The following is a 15,795-nucleotide window of genomic DNA, read 5'->3' as shown; positions in this document are numbered from 1 at the left end:
CAGAAGGACCTTGCCTGGCCGGCTCCAGAACAGATCCGGCCTTCCCCAGAGGCGCAGTCTCCCTGGCTGCGCCTCTTCCCCTTTTATGGGCACACCTTGCCCTTAACGCCGAGCTATGGAACACCTCTGGGCGCAAATTTGGAGCCTAGCCCATGTCCTTCAGCAAACTCGACGATCTCGGCCGCAAACTCGAAGCGCTGGAGCATGCGCTGTCCATTCTGGGGGCTGACGAAGCCACCCACATGGCCGTTGGCGGCGGGGAAAAGCGGGCCGAGGCCATGTCCAACCTGGCCGGGCTCTATCATGCCCAATCCACCGCGCCCGAAATCGCCGATTGGATCGCGGCGGCGGAAACAGAGGTTGAGTCGGAAGACCAGAAGCTGGCGCTGGTCGAATTCCGGCGCAGCTATATCAACGCCACCTGCCTGCCCACCGAATTCGTCGAGCGCCGCACCACTGCCACCATGCGGTCGGAACAGCTGTGGCGCGAATTGCGCGCCAAGAATGACTGGGACAGCTTCCTGCCGGCACTTGAAGGCGTCGTGGCGCTGGTGCGTGAGGAAGCCCAATTGCGCGCCGAGGCGCTGAAGCTGGCGCCCTATGACGCGCTGATGGAGCAATACGATCCCGGCAACCGCACAGCCGATCTCGATCTGGTCTTCGGCGATCTCAAGAGCTTCCTCAAGGGCTTCGTGCCCGAGGCGCTGGCGGCGCAGGAAGAGCGGCTCGCCAAGCGGCCGCGCAAGGCGCTGAGCGGCCCCTACCCCATTGAAAAGCAGCGCGAGCTTGGCCTTGCCGCCATGCGCGCGGTGGGCTTTGACTTCACCCATGGCTCGCTGGCCGTGTCGCACCATCCCTTCTGTGGCGGCGTGCCGACCGATGTGCGCATGACCACGCGTTACCGCACTGACGAGTTCCTGTCCTCGCTGATGGGTGTGCTGCACGAGACGGGTCACGCGCTCTATGAGCAGGGCCTGCCCAAGGAGTGGTCGCACTGGCCGCTGGGCAAGGCGCGCGGCATGGGTATCCACGAAAGCCAGAGCCTGTTCGTGGAAATGCAGCTGTCGCGCAGTCCCGAGTTCTGGGAATTCGCTCTGCCGCTGGTGCATCTGCATCTGGGCGAGGACGCCATTCCAGGCTGGGACATTGCCGATATCCTGAGCGAAGTGAACTATGTCGAGCGCGGCTATATCCGCGTCGATGCCGACGAAGTCACCTACCCGCTCCACGTCATCCTGCGCTACGAACTGGAACAGGACCTGGTCAATGGCAAGCTCGAGGCCAGCCAGATTCCCGAGGCCTGGGACGCCAAGATGACCGAATATCTGGGCCTCTCCACCCTGGCCGACCCCAAGGACGGCCCGATGCAGGACGTACATTGGCCGGGCGGGGCCTTCGGCTACTTCCCCAGCTACACACTGGGCGCCATGATCGCGGCCCAGCAATGGGCAGCGCTGGAAAAGGCACAACCCAAGGTGCGCGAGGACATTCGCAAGGGCGACTTCAGCGGCGTCAATCAATGGCGCTCGGACAATATCTGGAGCCAGGGCTCGCGCTGGTCGACACCGGACCTGATCACCCGGGCCACGGGCGAACCGCTCAACGCGGACTTCTTCAAGGCGCATCTGAAGAAGCGGTATCTGGCGTAGTTTTATCGATAGATCAACGCGGTAGGCGGGACGGCGGAATCAATTTCCGTCGGCCCCGACCCACCCACCATCGTCATCACCCGGCTTGTCCGGGTGATCCATCGCCCCGCATATGCTGCAACATGGATTGCCCGGACAAACCGGGCAATGACGGTGCGGCGGGGTAAGAGACTTCCTCACCGCACGGGAGCCCTCCCGGCCAAAACTTGACATCTCCGTCGCCCTGCCTATTTTCACCCCATCCGCAGCACAGACCGGACGGTACCCAATGGAATTCTCGATGACCGACTGCCTCATCCGCATCGCTCATTCGGAATCTGTCCATGCCTGCCTCCATCACGCTGCACCAAGTCTCCTATTCCACGCCTGACAATCAGCCACTTTTCACCGGCCTCGACCTCAGCTTCGGCAGTGAACGCACCGGGCTGATCGGCCGCAACGGCACGGGCAAATCCACCCTGCTCCGCCTGATCACGGGAGAGGTTTCACCCTCATCCGGCTCGATCAGCATAACCGGCACGCTGGGCGTGCTGGAACAATCCGTGCAGGTCGATCCTGCTGAAACCGTCGCTGGTCGTTTGGGTGTTGCCGGTGAACTCGCGCGGCTGGATCGCCTCGAACAGGGTCTCGGCACTGCCGACGACGCCGGCGAAGCCGACTGGTCCCTACCCGGCCGCATCGAGACTGCGCTGGCCGATGTGCAGCTGCCGACGCTGGACACCAATCGCCTCATATCCACCCTGAGCGGCGGCCAGCGCACCCGGCTATCGCTCGCCCGGCTGATCCTCGCCAAGCCCGACATGATCCTGCTCGACGAACCCACCAATAATCTTGACGCCGATGGGCGGCAGGCTGTGGCCGACCTGCTGCATCGCTGGCGCGGCGGCGCGATCATGGTCAGCCATGATCGCACTTTGCTGCGCGAAATGGATGCCATCGTTGAACTCACCAGCCTGGGCGCCAAGACCTATGGCGGCAATTGGGACCATTACAGCGAGCGCAAGGCGCTGGAACTGGCCTCGGCCGAGCACCAATTAGCTTCGGCTGAACGCAAGGTGGCCGAAGTCGACCGCAAGCTTCAGGCCGTCGCTGAAAAGAAAGCGCGCAAGGACAGCGCTGGCAAGCGCAAGGCGGCCAAGGGTGACATTCCGCGCATCATGCTGGGCGGCATGAAGGAGAACTCGGAAAACACCAGCGGCGGCAATGCGCGGCTGGCCAGCCGCTTGCGTGCCGAGGCATCGGAAGCCGCCAGCGAGGCCAGATCACAGATCGAAATCTTGACCCCGCTCTCCGTCACGCTGACGCCCTCGGGCCTCCCAGCAGGTCGCACCGTATTGCAGGTCGATAGCCTCAGCGGCGGACCTGTGCCCGAGGCGCCGATCATTGCCAACGCCTCGTTCAGCATTATCGGGCCGGAGCGCGTGGCCATTACCGGCCCCAATGGCTCGGGCAAGACGACGCTGCTGCGGCTGCTGACAGGCGATCTGCCGCCCACCGCTGGCGCGGTGCGTATCCTCGTGCCCTATGCCCTGCTCGACCAGACCGTGAGCCTGCTCGACCCTGCCCTCAGCATTCGCGACAATTTCCGCCGCCTCAATCCCGATGCGGATGAGAATACCGGACGAGCGGCGCTGGCTCGCTTCATGTTCCGGGCCGAGGCTGCGCTGCAATTGGTGGGTACGCTCAGCGGCGGGGAAACCCTGCGGGCCGGACTGGCCTGCACCATTGGCGGTAATAATCCGCCGCAATTGCTGATCCTCGACGAGCCGACCAACCACCTCGATATTCACGCCATCGAGCAGGTGGAGGCCGGATTGCGGGGCTATGACGGAGCCTTGCTGGTGGTCAGCCATGATCGCGATTTCCTCGACGCCATCGGCATCGAGCGGGAGATCGCGCTGGGGTAAAACCCGCCGCTGCGCTTTTTGAGAATGAACGGAATCTGAATCCCGGGTTCAGTCAGCGTTCCGGCTCGCCTGTTTAAACCATCAGTCATCGGCAAGAAGCGCTCGGAGGGAGCGCCGCCAAACAGGAGAAGTCAAATGAAGCGCATCGTCATCACCGCCGCAATCGCCGCAATGCTCGCCGTCACCGCAGCGCCCGCCATGGCGGCCGGCGTCTGGGTCAATCAGTGGGGCTTCGGCAATGCCGCCGGCGGCAACCAGGCTGGCTGGAACAACAGCCTGGGCATTTCTCAGACCGGCAATTGGAACTCCGCTGTCGGCCACCAGTCCGGCCACAACAATGTCGGCGCCATCGGCCAGCAGGGCAATAACAACTATGGCGACACCTGGCAGCACGGCAACAACAATGCCGCCGGCGTCGGCCAGTTCGGCGACAACCACACCGCGATCCTGACCCAGGACGGCAATGGCAATGTCGCCGCCGGCGTACAGGTCGGCAATGGCTGCAGCGCCAATGTCACCCAGGCCGGTGCCGGCAATGTCACCGCGTTCGTGCAGGCCTGCCCCTGATGCTTGATGGATCTTGAGCCGGAAGGGCTTGCTCCTTCCGGCTGCATCCTAGAACGGGAGATTTTTAGAAATGCTTAGCTTCGACAAACGTTTAGGCGTCATCCCTGCCCTGTTCGGCCTAGGCCTTGCAGCCTTCGCCGTGACCAGCGGACAGGCCGAAACCACCAGCACTGGCCCGGTGCAGTGCGGCATAACCTCGACCACCCAGAACGGCATGCTTATGCTCGAAGGGGCACTGCGCACCGATGTGGCGGTCAATGGGTCCTACCAGTTCCGCCTGCAAAGCTCGGGTTCTGGCGGCAGCAGCAATATCAGCCAGGGCGGCAATTTTTCGGCGGCGGCGCATGACAAGGTTTCGCTCGGAAAAGTCATGATCAATGCCGGTTCCAAATATGATCTGGTGTTCGAAGTGACGGCTAATGGCCAGAAACTCGATTGCGATCAGGACCTTGTCACCACGCTTTGAATCAAGACTGCATCGCCGACACCCACAGGGGCTTCAGTTCGCTGAGGCCCTTTTGCGTTAGCACTTTGGCCCAATTGGTGCACGGACTGTGAACGCCGAGTGAATATCACGCTCCAGATCGGTTCAGACGCTCCCCTGCATAGTCAAACCATCAGCTGGATCACCCCAGCGCAAAACAAACAGGAGAGACGCCATGACCACCAAGATCATCAAGACCACCCTTGCCGCCCTTGTCGCTGCCGCCATCGGCGTCGCCGCGATTGCCACCCCGGCCACCGCCGCCGGGCAGGTTTCCATCAGTTACGCTCCCACCAATTCCGATGAGGCGCAGATGCTCGGCCTGGGGCTTGGCCTCTATTCGCTGTTTCAGGGGATGAACGCGACGGGTGCCAATGTCAGCCAGCACGGCAATGGCAATTCCGCCGGCGGCAGCCAGACCGGCTCGGGCAATAACGGCGTCATCGTGCAGAATGGCAATGGCCACAACGGCACGATCCATCAGAATGGCAACAACAATAGCTGCGGCCTGTTCCAGTTCGGCCAGAACACCAATGGCTCCTGCGTGCAGAACGGCAACGGCCAGTCCAGCCTCACCGGCGTGTTCGGCTTCTGAGCTGATGGATGTGGAAACGACAAAGGGCCCGCTTGTGGCAAGCGGGCCCTTAATTCTGTGGTGCTATCGGATCATTCGTCGCGGTAGACCTTTTCGCGCCGCTCATGCATTTCCTGGGCCTCGAGGCTCAGCGTCGCGGTCGGGCGGGCATCGAGCCGGGCCAGGCCGATCGGATCGCCGGTTTCTTCGCAATAGCCGTAAGTGCCATCGTCAAGGCGCTTGAGCGCAGCATCGATCTTGGAAATCAGCTTGCGCTGGCGATCCCTGGTGCGCAGTTCCAGCGAGCGATCGCTCTCCGAACTGGCGCGATCGGCCATATCGGGGTGGTTCTGGCTTTCTTCCTGAAGATTGGCGAGCGTCTCACGGCTTTCGCGAAGGATCTCGTCCTTCCAGGTATTCAGCTTAGCCCGGAAATACTCGCGCTGGCGCGGATTCATGAACGGCTCATCATCACTGGGCCGGTATTCAACTAGGTCAACAACCGAAGACATCAGTAGACTCAACTCCAATGCACCCCTTAGGCGGCCTATATATGCGCGCAGGCGAGCCCGGGCAAGCACACAAATGACCCGGTGGACAACGCGACAAACCGCCCCGTGCCGGCCGTGTAGCCGATAATCGGCAACGGTTTGATGAATGGGGCTATCGGAATTATGGTTTGGCGCGATGAGCTGTGCGGGTGCGATGGCGTAGGTTCGGTCTGTGCCTATGCAGGCACCTGCCCCTCCGCTCGCTGCAAATGCTAGGCTGCCTCGATTTCCAGGATCAAATCTTCCACAGGACCATGACTGCCCCGAGGGGATTTACCATGCCAAAGAGGACAAGCACGATCACGGAAGAAAGCGCCCATAGCCCCCAAAATATGCGGAAACGGCCCGTCAAATACCCAGCCACGCAGAGCGCCAAGTTTATGAAGGCGCAAGCCAGCCCAATGAACAAATTTCTGACGCCAAATGCGGCAAAAATGTTGGGCACAAAGCTGTTCAATATCAGAATGACAATAAGAAGCGAGACATCCAATGATGCGGGTTTCGCGGTTAATTTAGCCACTCGGTCACGGTTCCTACCACTCAGATGCAATTTCGTTCTTTCGGACCATCACTGCAACGCGAAGTGACATGTTGCTGCAAAGATGGTGAACGTCCGCTTGCAGGTTTGGTAACGGAAGGAACCGCACCATGGACCGAGGGCTGCCACAGCATTGGGACCAATACCACAAATGGAGCGAATGATTGGATGGGTCACAGGACGCAGGTGAGCGGATCGCCATCATCTCCGATGTGCATGGGAATTTGACGGCGCTGGAAACAGTGCTCGCGCATATCCAGGAAGCCGGCATTACCCGGATATTCAACCTGGGCGACCTGGTGGGCAAGGGGCCGCGGTCGGCTGAGGTCGTAGATCGCTGTCGACCAGTTGTGAAGTCACCGTCGGCGGTAATTGGGCCAGGAGCGTCTGGCCTATCTCGCTTCCCTGCCCGGCAGCTTCGACTTCATGCTCAGTGGCCTTAGCCGGGTGCGTCAGTGGGCATGGCGGCGTGGCGGAACCGTGAGAGTAGCAGGGCTGTGCCCGTCCCCACCATTATTGTACCCGCAATTGTCAGTGCGGCGCGATCGCCGAATTGCAAGGCCAGCCAGCCGCCTAGGGGTGCCGCCAGCGCGATCAGGCCCCAGTTTATCGAGCGGATCGTCGTGTTCATCCGTCCCCGCAGCCGCGAGGGCGTCACCGCATTGCGGAAACTCATCTCGAGGGGGCCGCGCAGGCCAAGCCCTATGCCATAGACGAATTGCGCGGCGCAGAGCGCATAGAGTGCGACGCCCGTCTGCGGCGTCACGGCCACTATCAGCCAGGCGAACCCGGTCAGAAAGTCGCAGCAGAGGATGGCCTTGCCCGTCCCGAGCAGCCGCGCCGTCCGTTCGGCCAGCCCCGCCCCGATCACCCCGGCCAGACCCGCCATTCCCAGCGTCAATCCGACGGCGCCCCCATCGAGACCCAGGCGCGTCGCATGGAAGATGTAAACCGTTCCGGCGATAGCGTTGCCGATGAACCAGACATGCAGGCAAAGCGCATAGGGGGCGAGGAACGGATGCCGGTAGACCCAGGCAATTCCTTCCCTCAGGTCGGCGCCGAGCGAGGACGGAGCCGTGCGCTCGGTGGGCTGCCTGCCGGGCACGCCGGCCAACAGCACCGCCGAGGCGGCGTAGGTAGCAGCGTTGATCAGCATGGTGACCGGCGCGCCAACGACACCAGCCAGTACCCCTGCCAGCAAGGGCCCTAGTGTCTGCGCTGCGGTATAGGTCTGGGTCAACGCCACGTTGCCCGAAGCAAGAAGGCTTGGCGGCAGCAGGTCGGCGGTGAACGATTGATGCGCCCCACCCTGCAATACCGCAGCGGTGCCGAGCAGGAAGACCAGCACGGCCACCCCAAACGGGGAGAGCATTCCCAACAAGCCATGCCGGCAATCGCCAGCAGCAGCACACAACTGGCAATATCGGTGGCGATCAGCAATTGCTTGCGCTGCACACGATCAACGACCACGCCCGCCAAAAGCCCGAACAACAGTGAGGGCAGCCACTGCGCGGACCGCACCCAGCCGATCTCCAGCTGGTCGGCATTGAGCACCTGGATCAGCAAGAGCTGCAGCGACAATCCGAAAATGAACGTCCCGAAATTGGAGAGCCCATCAGCCATCCAGAGCCGCACAAAGCCGGGATAAAGCAGCAACTGACCAAATGAAGCCCGCTCAACTTTGGTCACCGCATCACTATCCTGCAGGGTCGCAATGCAGTTTTGGTAGCGATGATTGCCAAGTTCATCAAGGCGGGGATCTGCGAGCGGCAATATCGGCTCGTCCCATTTGGCACAACCAGAGAACCCGCCGATGCGAGAGCCGCCTACGCGCTGGGCCAGTGGCAAACCCGGTATCGGCTTTCGCTTGCGGCGTTTGACCGCTTTTAGCGGGAGGCGGGTGATTTTCCGGAGATGCCCACGGCCGCCACTAGCCAGTCGCAAAACGTCTTCTCGGACAGTGTGAGCTTGGCGAAGCTCCGTGCCACCAGCCAATATGCACCATTCTCAATATCCAGATCGAACGGTGCGCGGAGGTGGCCATCCCTGAGGAGGCGATCGGCCAGGTGACGGTCAGCAAGGGCGGCGCCATGCCCGAGTTGGGCGCTTTGCAGGGCTATCGCGGCATTTGAGAAAACCGGCCCCCATGTCGGGCGTGCCTGGACCCCGGCAATAGCAAGCCAGCGCTGCCATGGCGCTTCGTTTTCGTCTCGCAGGAGCGGAATTTTTGCAATGTCCAAAGGGGATTTTATCTCGATTGCCAGGTGCCCGGCAGCGACCACGGGCGTGAGCAGATTGTCGATAAGATGCCGGGCCTCCAACCGTGGCCAGCTCTTGTCGGTGAGGCTGTAGCGAACGGCGACGCCAGCATCGTCACCGCTTAGATCCACGAGCGTCGAACTGCTTTCAATCTGAACATCAATATCGGGGTGTGCGACAGTGAACTCGGCAAGCCGGGGGATCAGAAACAGCGTGGCGAAGGTCGGTTCGACGCTGACGAATACTCGCTTTTTGCGTGGCGGCGCGAGCAGTTCGGACAAGGCCGTGTCGATGGCATCGAAACTCTTCGTCAATTGCCCCAATAGCCGCGCCCCGCCAGAGGTCAGCCGGACATTGCGATGCCCCCGCTCGAACAAGGCGCCGCTGAGTTGGCCCTCGAGGTCCCGGATTTGCCGGCTAATGGCAGCTTCCGACACCGCCAATTCCTCGGCCGCCTTCTTGAAGCTCTGGTGCCGACCAGCCGCTTCGAAGGCGCGCAATGCGGTAAGGGGTAGACGGCTGCGCTTCATCGGACAACCTCAGGTTATCTGAGCTGCCTTATACTCGTTTGAGCGATCGGCGCCAACGGCCTAGCGTGATCCGACCACAGACGCGGAGAGCAGAAATGACCTCTTTGATCGGAAGGCTGATTCACACACTGATTCAGGAAATCAAACTGGAGTATGAACTTTATGGTGGCATCCGGGACATCCCAAACGATCCCCGGCTGCTCAATGACATTGGCTACACACGAGCCGAACTTAAAGCAGCACTCATTGCAGAGCGAAATGCCGCCAGCCAGCGGCGACGCCTGGCTGCGCCGGAAAATGTCCCCGCCTACGAAATCGACCGGAATGCGGTCCAATCGGGGTATTAACTCTGGAGCCAGACAGCTATCGGCCTGGCGGCAGCGACGTCCTCGATGGCACGGCAGTCCTTTAGGCTAATCACAGCGGCGGCGGGTTGTGCTCGTGCATGTCGACGCCACGGATGTGCGGCAGCCAGGGTTCGCGCCGTGCAGTCCAGACTTCGAGATGGGGCGGGATGTCGTAGGGGGCGTCGTCGAGGGTGCCGAGGAAGATTTCGACGCCATCGTCGAACAGGAAGAACAGGCGCGAGCCGCAGGCGGGGCAGAATTGGCGGCGGTCGTAGGTTTGCACATTGCCGGTCATGGTGAACTGGTCCTGGCGCCAATTTGCCGTGGCTGAGAAGGCCGAGCCGGTCAGCTTGCGGCACTTGGTGCAGTGGCACAGGCCGGCAATATAGGGCTCGCCCGAGACTTCGTAGCGCACGGCGCCGCAGAGGCACCCGCCCGTCCTGATCTTGTCACTCATGGCGGTTTTACTCCCCTTTGGCCGGCACGGAATGTTGCATTTTCCGGACGAAGTCGACGAAGGCCCGCAGCGGTGCGGGCACCAGCTGGCGGCCGGGATAATAGAGGAAGGGTCCGGAAAAGCTGACCCACCAGGGCTCGAGCACCGGCAGAAGCGCGCCGCTGACGAAATGCGGGCGCAGCCAATCTTCAAACAGGGCCACAATGCCGGTGCCGGCAATGGCGGCATCGATAGCCAGTTCCGTCGCGGCGCCGGCCTGTACGATGAGCGGACCTTGCGGCTCGATACTCACCGTCTCGCCGTTGCGCTCGAAATCCCAGGAGAACAGCACGCCGCTGGGAAAGCGGCCCTGCAGGCACGCATGGCTGAGCAGATCGCGGGGGTGTTCGGGGCGGCCGCGGCGGTCGAGATAGGCGGCGGAGGCGCCCAGGGCAAAGCGCTGCACGCGCGGGCCGATCGGCACGGCGATCATGTCCTGGGCCAGGCGTTCCTCATAGCGAATGCCGGCATCGCAGCCAGTGGCCAGGATATCGACAAAACTCTCCTCGGCGACGATCTCCACCCTGATATCGGGATAGGCGGCGAGGAAGGCCGGGATGATGGCGGGCAGCACGGTGCGGGTGGCGCTGACCGGCACATTAAGCCGCAGCGTGCCCATGGGCTGCTCGCGATGGGCATTGACCACATCCATGGCCGCCTGGATTTCCTGCAAGGCAGGCTCCAGCCGGGCCAGCAGGTCGCGACCTGCTTCGGTGGGCAGGACGCTGCGGGTGGTACGGTTGAGCAGCCTGACCCCCAAGCCAGCCTCGAGCCGGCGGACGGCATCGCTCAGGCTGGACGCGCTCTTGCCGGTCTCGCGGGCGCCATCGCGAAAGCCGCCATTGCGCACAACGGCGGCGAAAGCCCTAAGGTCATTGAGATCAGGATTCATTGTACGCCTTGTCGGACAGCCCGTGCGAACTGTGACCCATTATCCTAGCAATGGGCAAACCTTATCTTGGCGGCGTAGTAATGGAGATGATCATGTCCAACTTAGCAGCAGCCGGAACCTTTGCCCTGGGCCCGCGTCACGTAAAGCGCCTGGGCTATGGTGCAATGCAGCTCGCCGGCCCCCACGTGTTCGGGCCACCGCGCGATCCCGACGCCGCCCGCGCCGTGTTGCGCGAAGCGATCGCGCAGGGGATCAATCATATCGACACCAGCGACTTCTATGGGCCGCACATTACCAACCAGCTGATCCGCGAGGCGCTGCCCAGCTATCCGGACGATCTGGTCATCGTGACCAAGATCGGTGCCGTGCGCGGAGCGGATGCCTCGTGGTTGCCGGCCTTTTCCGCTGCCGACCTGGCGCAAGCGGTCGAGGATAACCGCAAAAATCTGGGCCTCGACGTACTCGAAGTGGTCAATCTGCGGATCATGTTCGGCATGGGGCCGACCGAGGGCTCGATCGAGGCGCCGCTGACGGCGCTGGCGGAGCTGCAAAGCCGGGGCCTGGTGCGCCATATCGGGCTGAGCAATGCCACCGCGGCGCAGGTGGCCGAAGGGCGCAAGCTGGTGCCGATCGTATGCGTGCAGAACCAGTACAATCTGGCGCATCGCGAGGACGATGCCCTGATCGATGAGCTGGCGCAGGCGGGCATTGCCTATGTGCCATTCTTCCCGCTGGGCGGCTTCAGCCCCCTGCAGTCGTCGGCGCTGTCCGAGGTCGCGAGCCGGCTGGGTGCCACCCCGATGCAGGTGGCGCTGGCCTGGTTGTTGCGCCGCTCGCCCAATCTCCTGTTGATCCCCGGCACGTCCTCGGTGGCGCATCTGCAGGAAAACCTGCTCGCCGCCGATCTTATGCTGTCGGACGAGGACATGACCGTGCTCAACGGCATTGCCGCAGCGAAATGAGCTGATGCCCGGCCGCTGTTTGCAGCAGGCCGGGCCCCTGCCCCGCCTAGTACATCGACTTCTTGTATTCGACTTCGAGATCGGCATCGATCTGGCGCATCGCCTCGGCGTCGCTGGGCGCACCGGTGGTCTGGTCCAGGATGATCTTGGACAGCGAGGGCATGTCACGGCGATCCTGGAAATGTTCAGGGTCCCACAAATGCGAGCGCCGGAACGCCTTGGCGCAATGCATGAAGGCTTCGCTGACCTTGATCACGATGGCGAGCTTTGGCTGGCGGCCATTGACGCTCATCCCGCCCAGAATGGCCGGGTCGGTGACGAGGCTGGCCTGACCGTTGACGCGCAGCGTGTCGTCAAAGCCCGGGATGATGAACAGCAGGCCGACATTGGGATTGGCCAGGATATTGACCAGGCTATCGAGCCGGTTATTGCCGGGACGGTCCGGGATAGCCAGGGTGTGCTGATCGAGAATTTCGACAAAGCCGACCGGATCGCCGCGCGGGCTGACATCGGCCCGGCCATCGGCATGCTGGGTGCCGATACAGACGAAAGGCGAGCGCCGGATAAAGTCCTGTGCATAGCTATCGAGCAGGTTCTGGCACTTGTGAATGGCCAGCGCCGTTTGCGCCGGAAACAGACTGCGCAGCGTCTGCTCATCGGTGATGGTGAAGTCCGGATCGACCTTGAAGTCCGACATTTTTGGCTCTCCCCTCCAAAATATGAGGTACGTACCTCACACTTGATTGGTAGCGGCTTTTTTGTAGGCGGGCAAGCGGCTCGATGCTCGAATTCCCGCCGCCGCAAAAGCGCTTGCCGTGCTCCGCGATCAGGCGTATTTGACGCATGTCGCGAAAAGCGACCGCTTTCCTTGATCCGCTCAGTGGCGGAGTAAATAGGTGGACGAATGGTCGTCCAGGTGGTCAAGCACAGGCCGTCCATGCCCAAGGCATGCCTCGGCCAGCGGCTCCAACACATCACCGCCTGACACGATCAGGCTCAATCGCGCACCATGGGCGCCGCGCGGCGCTGCATGTTTGCGCCGGAGCACGTCCACATGAACAGACCCCTCGCCGTCATCTTCACCGCCATTGTCCTCGATGCCGTTGGCATCGGCCTCATCTTCCCCATCCTGCCCTCGCTGCTGCAGGAGGTGACCCATGCCGAAAACGTGGCGCCCTATATCGGCATCATGACGGCGCTCTACGCGATCATGCAGTTCATCTGCGCGCCCGTACTCGGTTCGCTCAGCGACCGGCTCGGACGGCGGCCCGTATTGCTGATTTCCATCGCGGGCGCTGCCGTCAATTACCTGTTCCTCGCCTTCGCGCCGAGCCTGTGGCTGCTGCTGATCGGGCGGGCCATTGCCGGGCTGACCAGCGCCAATATTTCGGTGGCCATGGCCTATATCACCGACATCTCGCCCGAGGATAAGCGGGCACGGCGCTTCGGCCTGTTCAATGCCATGTTCGGCATTGGCTTCATCATCGGGCCGGTGCTGGGTGGCGCCTTGGGCGATCATTGGCTGCGGCTGCCCTTCATCGCGGCGGCAGTGCTGAACACCGCCAACCTGCTGCTGGCCTTTTTCGTGCTGCCGGAATCGCGCACCCCCAGCAAGGCGAAGATCGATCTGGCGTCGCTCAACCCATTGCGGCCGCTGCGCTGGGTGTTTTCGCTCAAGAGCCTGTTGCCGGTGGTCTTCATCTTCTTCGTGTTCAGCGCCACCGGCGAGGCCTATGGCACGAGCTGGGCGCTGTGGGGCAATGACACGTTCGGCTGGAACGGACTGTGGATCGGGCTGTCGCTCGGCGCCTTCGGCATTTGCCAGACGCTGGCGCAGGCTTTCCTGCCGGGGCCGGCGGTGAAGCTGCTGGGCGAACGCGCCGCCATCCTGACCGGTATCGGTTGCGCCTGCCTTGCGCTGACCGTCATGGCACTGGCCAATCAAAGCTGGATGATCTTTGCCATCATGCCGATCTTTGCGCTGGGTGGCATTGGCGTGCCGGCGCTGCAATCGCTGGCGACGCGACAGGTCGATGCCAGCCAGCAGGGCCAGTTCCAGGGCGTACTGGCCTCGGCAGTGAGCCTGGCCTCGATCGCCGCGCCGCTGGGCTTTTCCAGCTTCTATTTCGTGGTCCAGGCGCAATGGCCCGGCGCGATCTGGCTATCGGTGGTGGCGGTCTATGCGCTCAGCGTGCCACTGGTGCTCGGCTTGCGGCTGAACCAGCCGGAAGCGGCGACCTAGGCGCCAGTAGCCAGTGCCAATTGAGCGGCGAAGGCGCGCTGATAGGCCGGGCGCGCCCGAGCGCGGTCACAATAGGCCGAAAGCGTGGCAAATTCGTCGAGGATCCCCGATGGCCGCACGCGCAGCAGCACATGCACCATCATCAAATCGCCGGCGCTGAAGGCGCCATCGAGCCAATCGGCATCGCCCAGGCGGGCGGCGAGGTCGCGCAGATAGGCGCGGATGCGACCCTGAACCAGGGGCAGACGTGCTTCGAACCATGGCTTGTCGCCTTCGCCGAATTTGAGGGTCTGCAGTTCGAGGATCGGCGGCTCTACCGTGCTGGCGGCGGCAAACATCCAGGTGATGGCGCGGGCGCGGCCATTGGGATCGTCGGGCAAGAGCCCGGCATGACGCTCGGCGATGTGGAGCACGATGGAGCCGGTCTCGAACAGGGCGAGATCGCCTTCTTCGTAGGTGGGAATTTGTCCAAAGGGTTGCAGCGCGCGATGGGCGGGCTGTTTCATTTCCGCGAAGGAGACCAGCCGGACATTGTAGGGCTGGCCCACTTCTTCAAATGCCCAGCGCACGCGCATGTCGCGCGCCAGTCCCTGGCCACGGTCGGGCGAGCGTTCAAATGCGGTGATGGTGGGGATCATGACAGGCTCCGGATGGTGATCATCGACTTCACTGTCCCAACGAACGGCCGGGCCCAACTTCGACACGGCCAAGCAAAAATCTGGACGTCCCCGCTGTCGAATCCGACGCCTATTGGTCGTCGTGGTGGGGAACGGGTATAATACCCCTTCGCTCCATCATGTCTGAGGGGACTATCAATGATTGCGAGACTGAACAGCCTTTCGCCCTATGTCCTGGCGATCCTGAGAATTATCACCGGCCTGCTTTTCGTGCATTTCGGCCTGCAGAAGCTCATTGGCTTTCCTGTGCCATTTCCGGTGCCGCTGGACGCGATGACCACGACCGCCGGCGTGCTTGAACTGGTGGGCGGCGCGCTGGTGACCATCGGGCTCTTCACCCGGCCAGCTGCATTCATCCTGTCGGGCATGATGGCGGTGGGCTATTGGATCGGGCATGCGCCCATGGGGTTCTACCCCGCGGTTAATATGGGCACCGGGGCCATCTTGTTCTGCTTTATCTATCTCTATCTGGTGTTCGCCGGGCCGGGCGCCTGGAGCTTGGATGGCAAGCTGAACCTGCCCTGGCGGTGACGCCTTAGAGAAACCGGCCCAGCTTGGCCAGTTCCACCCGGACACGCAGTTCGATGTCGTCGAGCACGGCATCGAGCCCAGGCATCGAGCGCTCGCGCACTTCGCCCAGCAGGATGACGAGCTGATCAAGCTTGTCGGCGCCGACGCGGCCGATCAACAGGTCTGCCTTGATGGCGTCGAGCGTGTCGAGCAGCGAAGCGCCACGGCTGACGGCGCGCTTCTTCTTGCCGGCCAATGGGTCTTCGACAGTCTGCAAGGCCAGGATCGCGTCGATGCCGGCACTGGCGGCCATGGGCGCGGCAGCGGCGGTGCGCACGGCACTGTCTTCGCCGGCCGGAACGAAGGCCATGCCCGAGCCGGCGCGGCCTGCGGCGCTACGGCCACTGACCCCATTGGTGCGAGTATTGGTTTCGATGCGCAAAGCCAGACTCAAATCAGTTCGGTGCCTATCCCCGGCAAAATCTGCCGCAAGGCGTTAACAAGAGCTTAATCGACCCGGCAAGAATTGCTCAGCGCTGGGTCGTTGCGCGTCTTGGCGCCGACAAAACCAACACAAAATCCTTTTCTTTCAAAGATTTACAGAAAAAAC

General features: G+C 62.3%; 20 protein-coding genes. 10 read left to right on the top strand and 10 right to left on the bottom strand.

Annotated features, from left to right (window positions below; all coding sequences use genetic code 11):
• Window positions 1–152: 152 nt before the first annotated feature.
• The 5 genes from N8A98_RS16820 (at window position 153) to N8A98_RS16800 (ending at window position 5,202) form a co-directional block, all read left to right on the top strand.
• Window positions 153–1,649, top strand: a complete 1,497-nt coding sequence (locus N8A98_RS16820; protein ID WP_262166990.1) for a carboxypeptidase M32 — start codon at window positions 153–155, stop codon at window positions 1,647–1,649.
• A gap of 323 nt (window positions 1,650–1,972) precedes the next feature.
• Window positions 1,973–3,556: an ABC-F family ATP-binding cassette domain-containing protein gene (locus tag N8A98_RS16815; RefSeq protein ID WP_262166988.1), complete on the top strand. Its 1,584-nt coding sequence runs from the start codon at window positions 1,973–1,975 to the stop codon at window positions 3,554–3,556.
• A 135-nt stretch (window positions 3,557–3,691) separates the two neighbouring features.
• On the top strand, window positions 3,692–4,123 hold the full coding sequence (locus N8A98_RS16810; protein WP_262166986.1) for a curlin: 432 nt from the start codon (window positions 3,692–3,694) through the stop codon (window positions 4,121–4,123).
• Between the two features lie 70 nt (window positions 4,124–4,193).
• On the top strand, window positions 4,194–4,589 hold the full coding sequence (gene csgH, locus N8A98_RS16805) for a curli-like amyloid fiber formation chaperone CsgH (protein WP_262166984.1): 396 nt from the start codon (window positions 4,194–4,196) through the stop codon (window positions 4,587–4,589).
• Between the two features lie 193 nt (window positions 4,590–4,782).
• Window positions 4,783–5,202 carry a curlin gene (locus tag N8A98_RS16800; protein WP_262166981.1) on the top strand — a complete coding sequence of 140 codons (420 nt, stop codon included), beginning with the start codon at window positions 4,783–4,785 and terminating at the stop codon, window positions 5,200–5,202.
• Window positions 5,203–5,273: 71 nt separating this feature from the next.
• Here N8A98_RS16800 and dksA read toward each other — a convergent pair whose 3' ends face one another.
• Together dksA and N8A98_RS16790 are read right to left on the bottom strand one after the other, a co-directional pair.
• The gene (dksA, locus tag N8A98_RS16795; protein WP_113121149.1) at window positions 5,274–5,693 is read right to left on the bottom strand and encodes an RNA polymerase-binding protein DksA; all 420 of its coding nucleotides are present in this window, start codon (window positions 5,691–5,693) and stop codon (window positions 5,274–5,276) included.
• A gap of 274 nt (window positions 5,694–5,967) precedes the next feature.
• The gene (locus tag N8A98_RS16790) at window positions 5,968–6,252 is read right to left on the bottom strand and encodes a hypothetical protein (RefSeq protein ID WP_262166978.1); all 285 of its coding nucleotides are present in this window, start codon (window positions 6,250–6,252) and stop codon (window positions 5,968–5,970) included.
• Between the two features lie 230 nt (window positions 6,253–6,482).
• On the opposite strand from N8A98_RS16790, the gene N8A98_RS23395 reads away from it, so the two are divergent.
• Window positions 6,483–6,713 carry a metallophosphoesterase family protein gene (locus N8A98_RS23395; protein WP_390888846.1) on the top strand — a complete coding sequence of 77 codons (231 nt, stop codon included), beginning with the start codon at window positions 6,483–6,485 and terminating at the stop codon, window positions 6,711–6,713.
• Here the strand turns inward: N8A98_RS23395 and N8A98_RS16780 are convergent.
• From N8A98_RS16780 to N8A98_RS16770, 3 genes are all read right to left on the bottom strand, one after another.
• Window positions 6,710–7,618 carry an MFS transporter gene (locus N8A98_RS16780; RefSeq protein ID WP_262172037.1) on the bottom strand — a complete coding sequence of 303 codons (909 nt, stop codon included), beginning with the start codon at window positions 7,616–7,618 and terminating at the stop codon, window positions 6,710–6,712. The genes N8A98_RS23395 and N8A98_RS16780 overlap by 4 nt on opposite strands.
• Window positions 7,507–8,043 carry an MFS transporter gene (locus tag N8A98_RS16775; protein ID WP_262166976.1) on the bottom strand — a complete coding sequence of 179 codons (537 nt, stop codon included), beginning with the start codon at window positions 8,041–8,043 and terminating at the stop codon, window positions 7,507–7,509. The genes N8A98_RS16780 and N8A98_RS16775 overlap by 112 nt, the downstream gene beginning before the upstream one ends.
• A gap of 113 nt (window positions 8,044–8,156) precedes the next feature.
• Entirely contained in the window at window positions 8,157–9,059 is a 903-nt protein-coding gene (locus tag N8A98_RS16770; RefSeq protein WP_262166975.1) for a LysR substrate-binding domain-containing protein, read from the bottom strand.
• 95 nt (window positions 9,060–9,154) lie between these two features.
• Here N8A98_RS16770 and N8A98_RS16765 point away from each other — a divergent pair, with 95 nt between their 5' ends.
• The gene (locus tag N8A98_RS16765; RefSeq protein WP_262166973.1) at window positions 9,155–9,406 is read left to right on the top strand and encodes a hypothetical protein; all 252 of its coding nucleotides are present in this window, start codon (window positions 9,155–9,157) and stop codon (window positions 9,404–9,406) included.
• A 70-nt stretch (window positions 9,407–9,476) separates the two neighbouring features.
• On the opposite strand, the gene N8A98_RS16760 is transcribed toward N8A98_RS16765, so the two are convergent.
• Together N8A98_RS16760 and N8A98_RS16755 are read right to left on the bottom strand one after the other, a co-directional pair.
• Window positions 9,477–9,863 (bottom strand): GFA family protein, encoded by a 387-nt coding sequence (locus N8A98_RS16760; RefSeq protein WP_262166971.1) that lies wholly within the window; start codon window positions 9,861–9,863, stop codon window positions 9,477–9,479.
• 7 nt (window positions 9,864–9,870) lie between these two features.
• Window positions 9,871–10,794, bottom strand: a complete 924-nt coding sequence (locus N8A98_RS16755; RefSeq protein WP_262166969.1) for a LysR family transcriptional regulator — start codon at window positions 10,792–10,794, stop codon at window positions 9,871–9,873.
• Window positions 10,795–10,886: 92 nt separating this feature from the next.
• On the opposite strand from N8A98_RS16755, the gene N8A98_RS16750 reads away from it, so the two are divergent.
• The gene (locus N8A98_RS16750) at window positions 10,887–11,756 is read left to right on the top strand and encodes an aldo/keto reductase family oxidoreductase (protein ID WP_262166967.1); all 870 of its coding nucleotides are present in this window, start codon (window positions 10,887–10,889) and stop codon (window positions 11,754–11,756) included.
• Window positions 11,757–11,802: 46 nt separating this feature from the next.
• Here the strand turns inward: N8A98_RS16750 and N8A98_RS16745 are convergent, their stop codons facing one another.
• A complete protein-coding gene (locus tag N8A98_RS16745) occupies window positions 11,803–12,453 on the bottom strand; it encodes a pyridoxamine 5'-phosphate oxidase family protein (RefSeq protein WP_262166965.1) in 651 nt (216 codons plus the stop codon).
• A 357-nt stretch (window positions 12,454–12,810) separates the two neighbouring features.
• On the opposite strand from N8A98_RS16745, the gene N8A98_RS16740 reads away from it, so the two are divergent.
• Window positions 12,811–13,998: a TCR/Tet family MFS transporter gene (locus tag N8A98_RS16740; protein ID WP_262166963.1), complete on the top strand. Its 1,188-nt coding sequence runs from the start codon at window positions 12,811–12,813 to the stop codon at window positions 13,996–13,998.
• Here N8A98_RS16740 and N8A98_RS16735 read toward each other — a convergent pair.
• Window positions 13,995–14,636, bottom strand: coding sequence for a glutathione S-transferase family protein (locus N8A98_RS16735; protein WP_262166960.1), 642 nt, complete (start codon window positions 14,634–14,636; stop codon window positions 13,995–13,997). The genes N8A98_RS16740 and N8A98_RS16735 overlap by 4 nt on opposite strands.
• A 177-nt stretch (window positions 14,637–14,813) precedes the next feature.
• On the opposite strand from N8A98_RS16735, the gene N8A98_RS16730 reads away from it, so the two are divergent.
• Window positions 14,814–15,206 (top strand): DoxX family protein, encoded by a 393-nt coding sequence (locus N8A98_RS16730; RefSeq protein WP_262166958.1) that lies wholly within the window; start codon window positions 14,814–14,816, stop codon window positions 15,204–15,206.
• 4 nt (window positions 15,207–15,210) lie between these two features.
• Here N8A98_RS16730 and N8A98_RS16725 read toward each other — a convergent pair whose 3' ends face one another.
• Window positions 15,211–15,639 carry a flagellar assembly protein FliX gene (locus N8A98_RS16725; protein WP_262166956.1) on the bottom strand — a complete coding sequence of 143 codons (429 nt, stop codon included), beginning with the start codon at window positions 15,637–15,639 and terminating at the stop codon, window positions 15,211–15,213.
• Window positions 15,640–15,795 lie beyond the last annotated feature (156 nt).

This window comes from Devosia neptuniae, assembly GCF_025452235.1.
In the GTDB taxonomy this organism is placed as follows: domain Bacteria; phylum Pseudomonadota; class Alphaproteobacteria; order Rhizobiales; family Devosiaceae; genus Devosia.
Note: the sequence above shows the minus strand (reverse complement) of the source record. Positions and strands in the feature narration are given on the sequence as shown.

Coding starts and splice junctions, on each gene's coding strand:
- N8A98_RS16820 (WP_262166990.1), top strand. CDS start 153: ATGTCCTTCAGCAAACTCGACGATCTCGGCCGCAAACTCGAAGCGCTG.
- N8A98_RS16815 (WP_262166988.1), top strand. CDS start 1,973: ATGCCTGCCTCCATCACGCTGCACCAAGTCTCCTATTCCACGCCTGAC.
- N8A98_RS16810 (WP_262166986.1), top strand. CDS start 3,692: ATGAAGCGCATCGTCATCACCGCCGCAATCGCCGCAATGCTCGCCGTC.
- csgH (WP_262166984.1), top strand. CDS start 4,194: ATGCTTAGCTTCGACAAACGTTTAGGCGTCATCCCTGCCCTGTTCGGC.
- N8A98_RS16800 (WP_262166981.1), top strand. CDS start 4,783: ATGACCACCAAGATCATCAAGACCACCCTTGCCGCCCTTGTCGCTGCC.
- dksA (WP_113121149.1), bottom strand. CDS start 5,693: ATGTCTTCGGTTGTTGACCTAGTTGAATACCGGCCCAGTGATGATGAG.
- N8A98_RS16770 (WP_262166975.1), bottom strand. CDS start 9,059: ATGAAGCGCAGCCGTCTACCCCTTACCGCATTGCGCGCCTTCGAAGCG.
- N8A98_RS16765 (WP_262166973.1), top strand. CDS start 9,155: ATGACCTCTTTGATCGGAAGGCTGATTCACACACTGATTCAGGAAATC.
- N8A98_RS16760 (WP_262166971.1), bottom strand. CDS start 9,863: ATGAGTGACAAGATCAGGACGGGCGGGTGCCTCTGCGGCGCCGTGCGC.
- N8A98_RS16755 (WP_262166969.1), bottom strand. CDS start 10,794: ATGAATCCTGATCTCAATGACCTTAGGGCTTTCGCCGCCGTTGTGCGC.
- N8A98_RS16750 (WP_262166967.1), top strand. CDS start 10,887: ATGTCCAACTTAGCAGCAGCCGGAACCTTTGCCCTGGGCCCGCGTCAC.
- N8A98_RS16745 (WP_262166965.1), bottom strand. CDS start 12,453: ATGTCGGACTTCAAGGTCGATCCGGACTTCACCATCACCGATGAGCAG.
- N8A98_RS16740 (WP_262166963.1), top strand. CDS start 12,811: ATGAACAGACCCCTCGCCGTCATCTTCACCGCCATTGTCCTCGATGCC.
- N8A98_RS16735 (WP_262166960.1), bottom strand. CDS start 14,636: ATGATCCCCACCATCACCGCATTTGAACGCTCGCCCGACCGTGGCCAG.
- N8A98_RS16730 (WP_262166958.1), top strand. CDS start 14,814: ATGATTGCGAGACTGAACAGCCTTTCGCCCTATGTCCTGGCGATCCTG.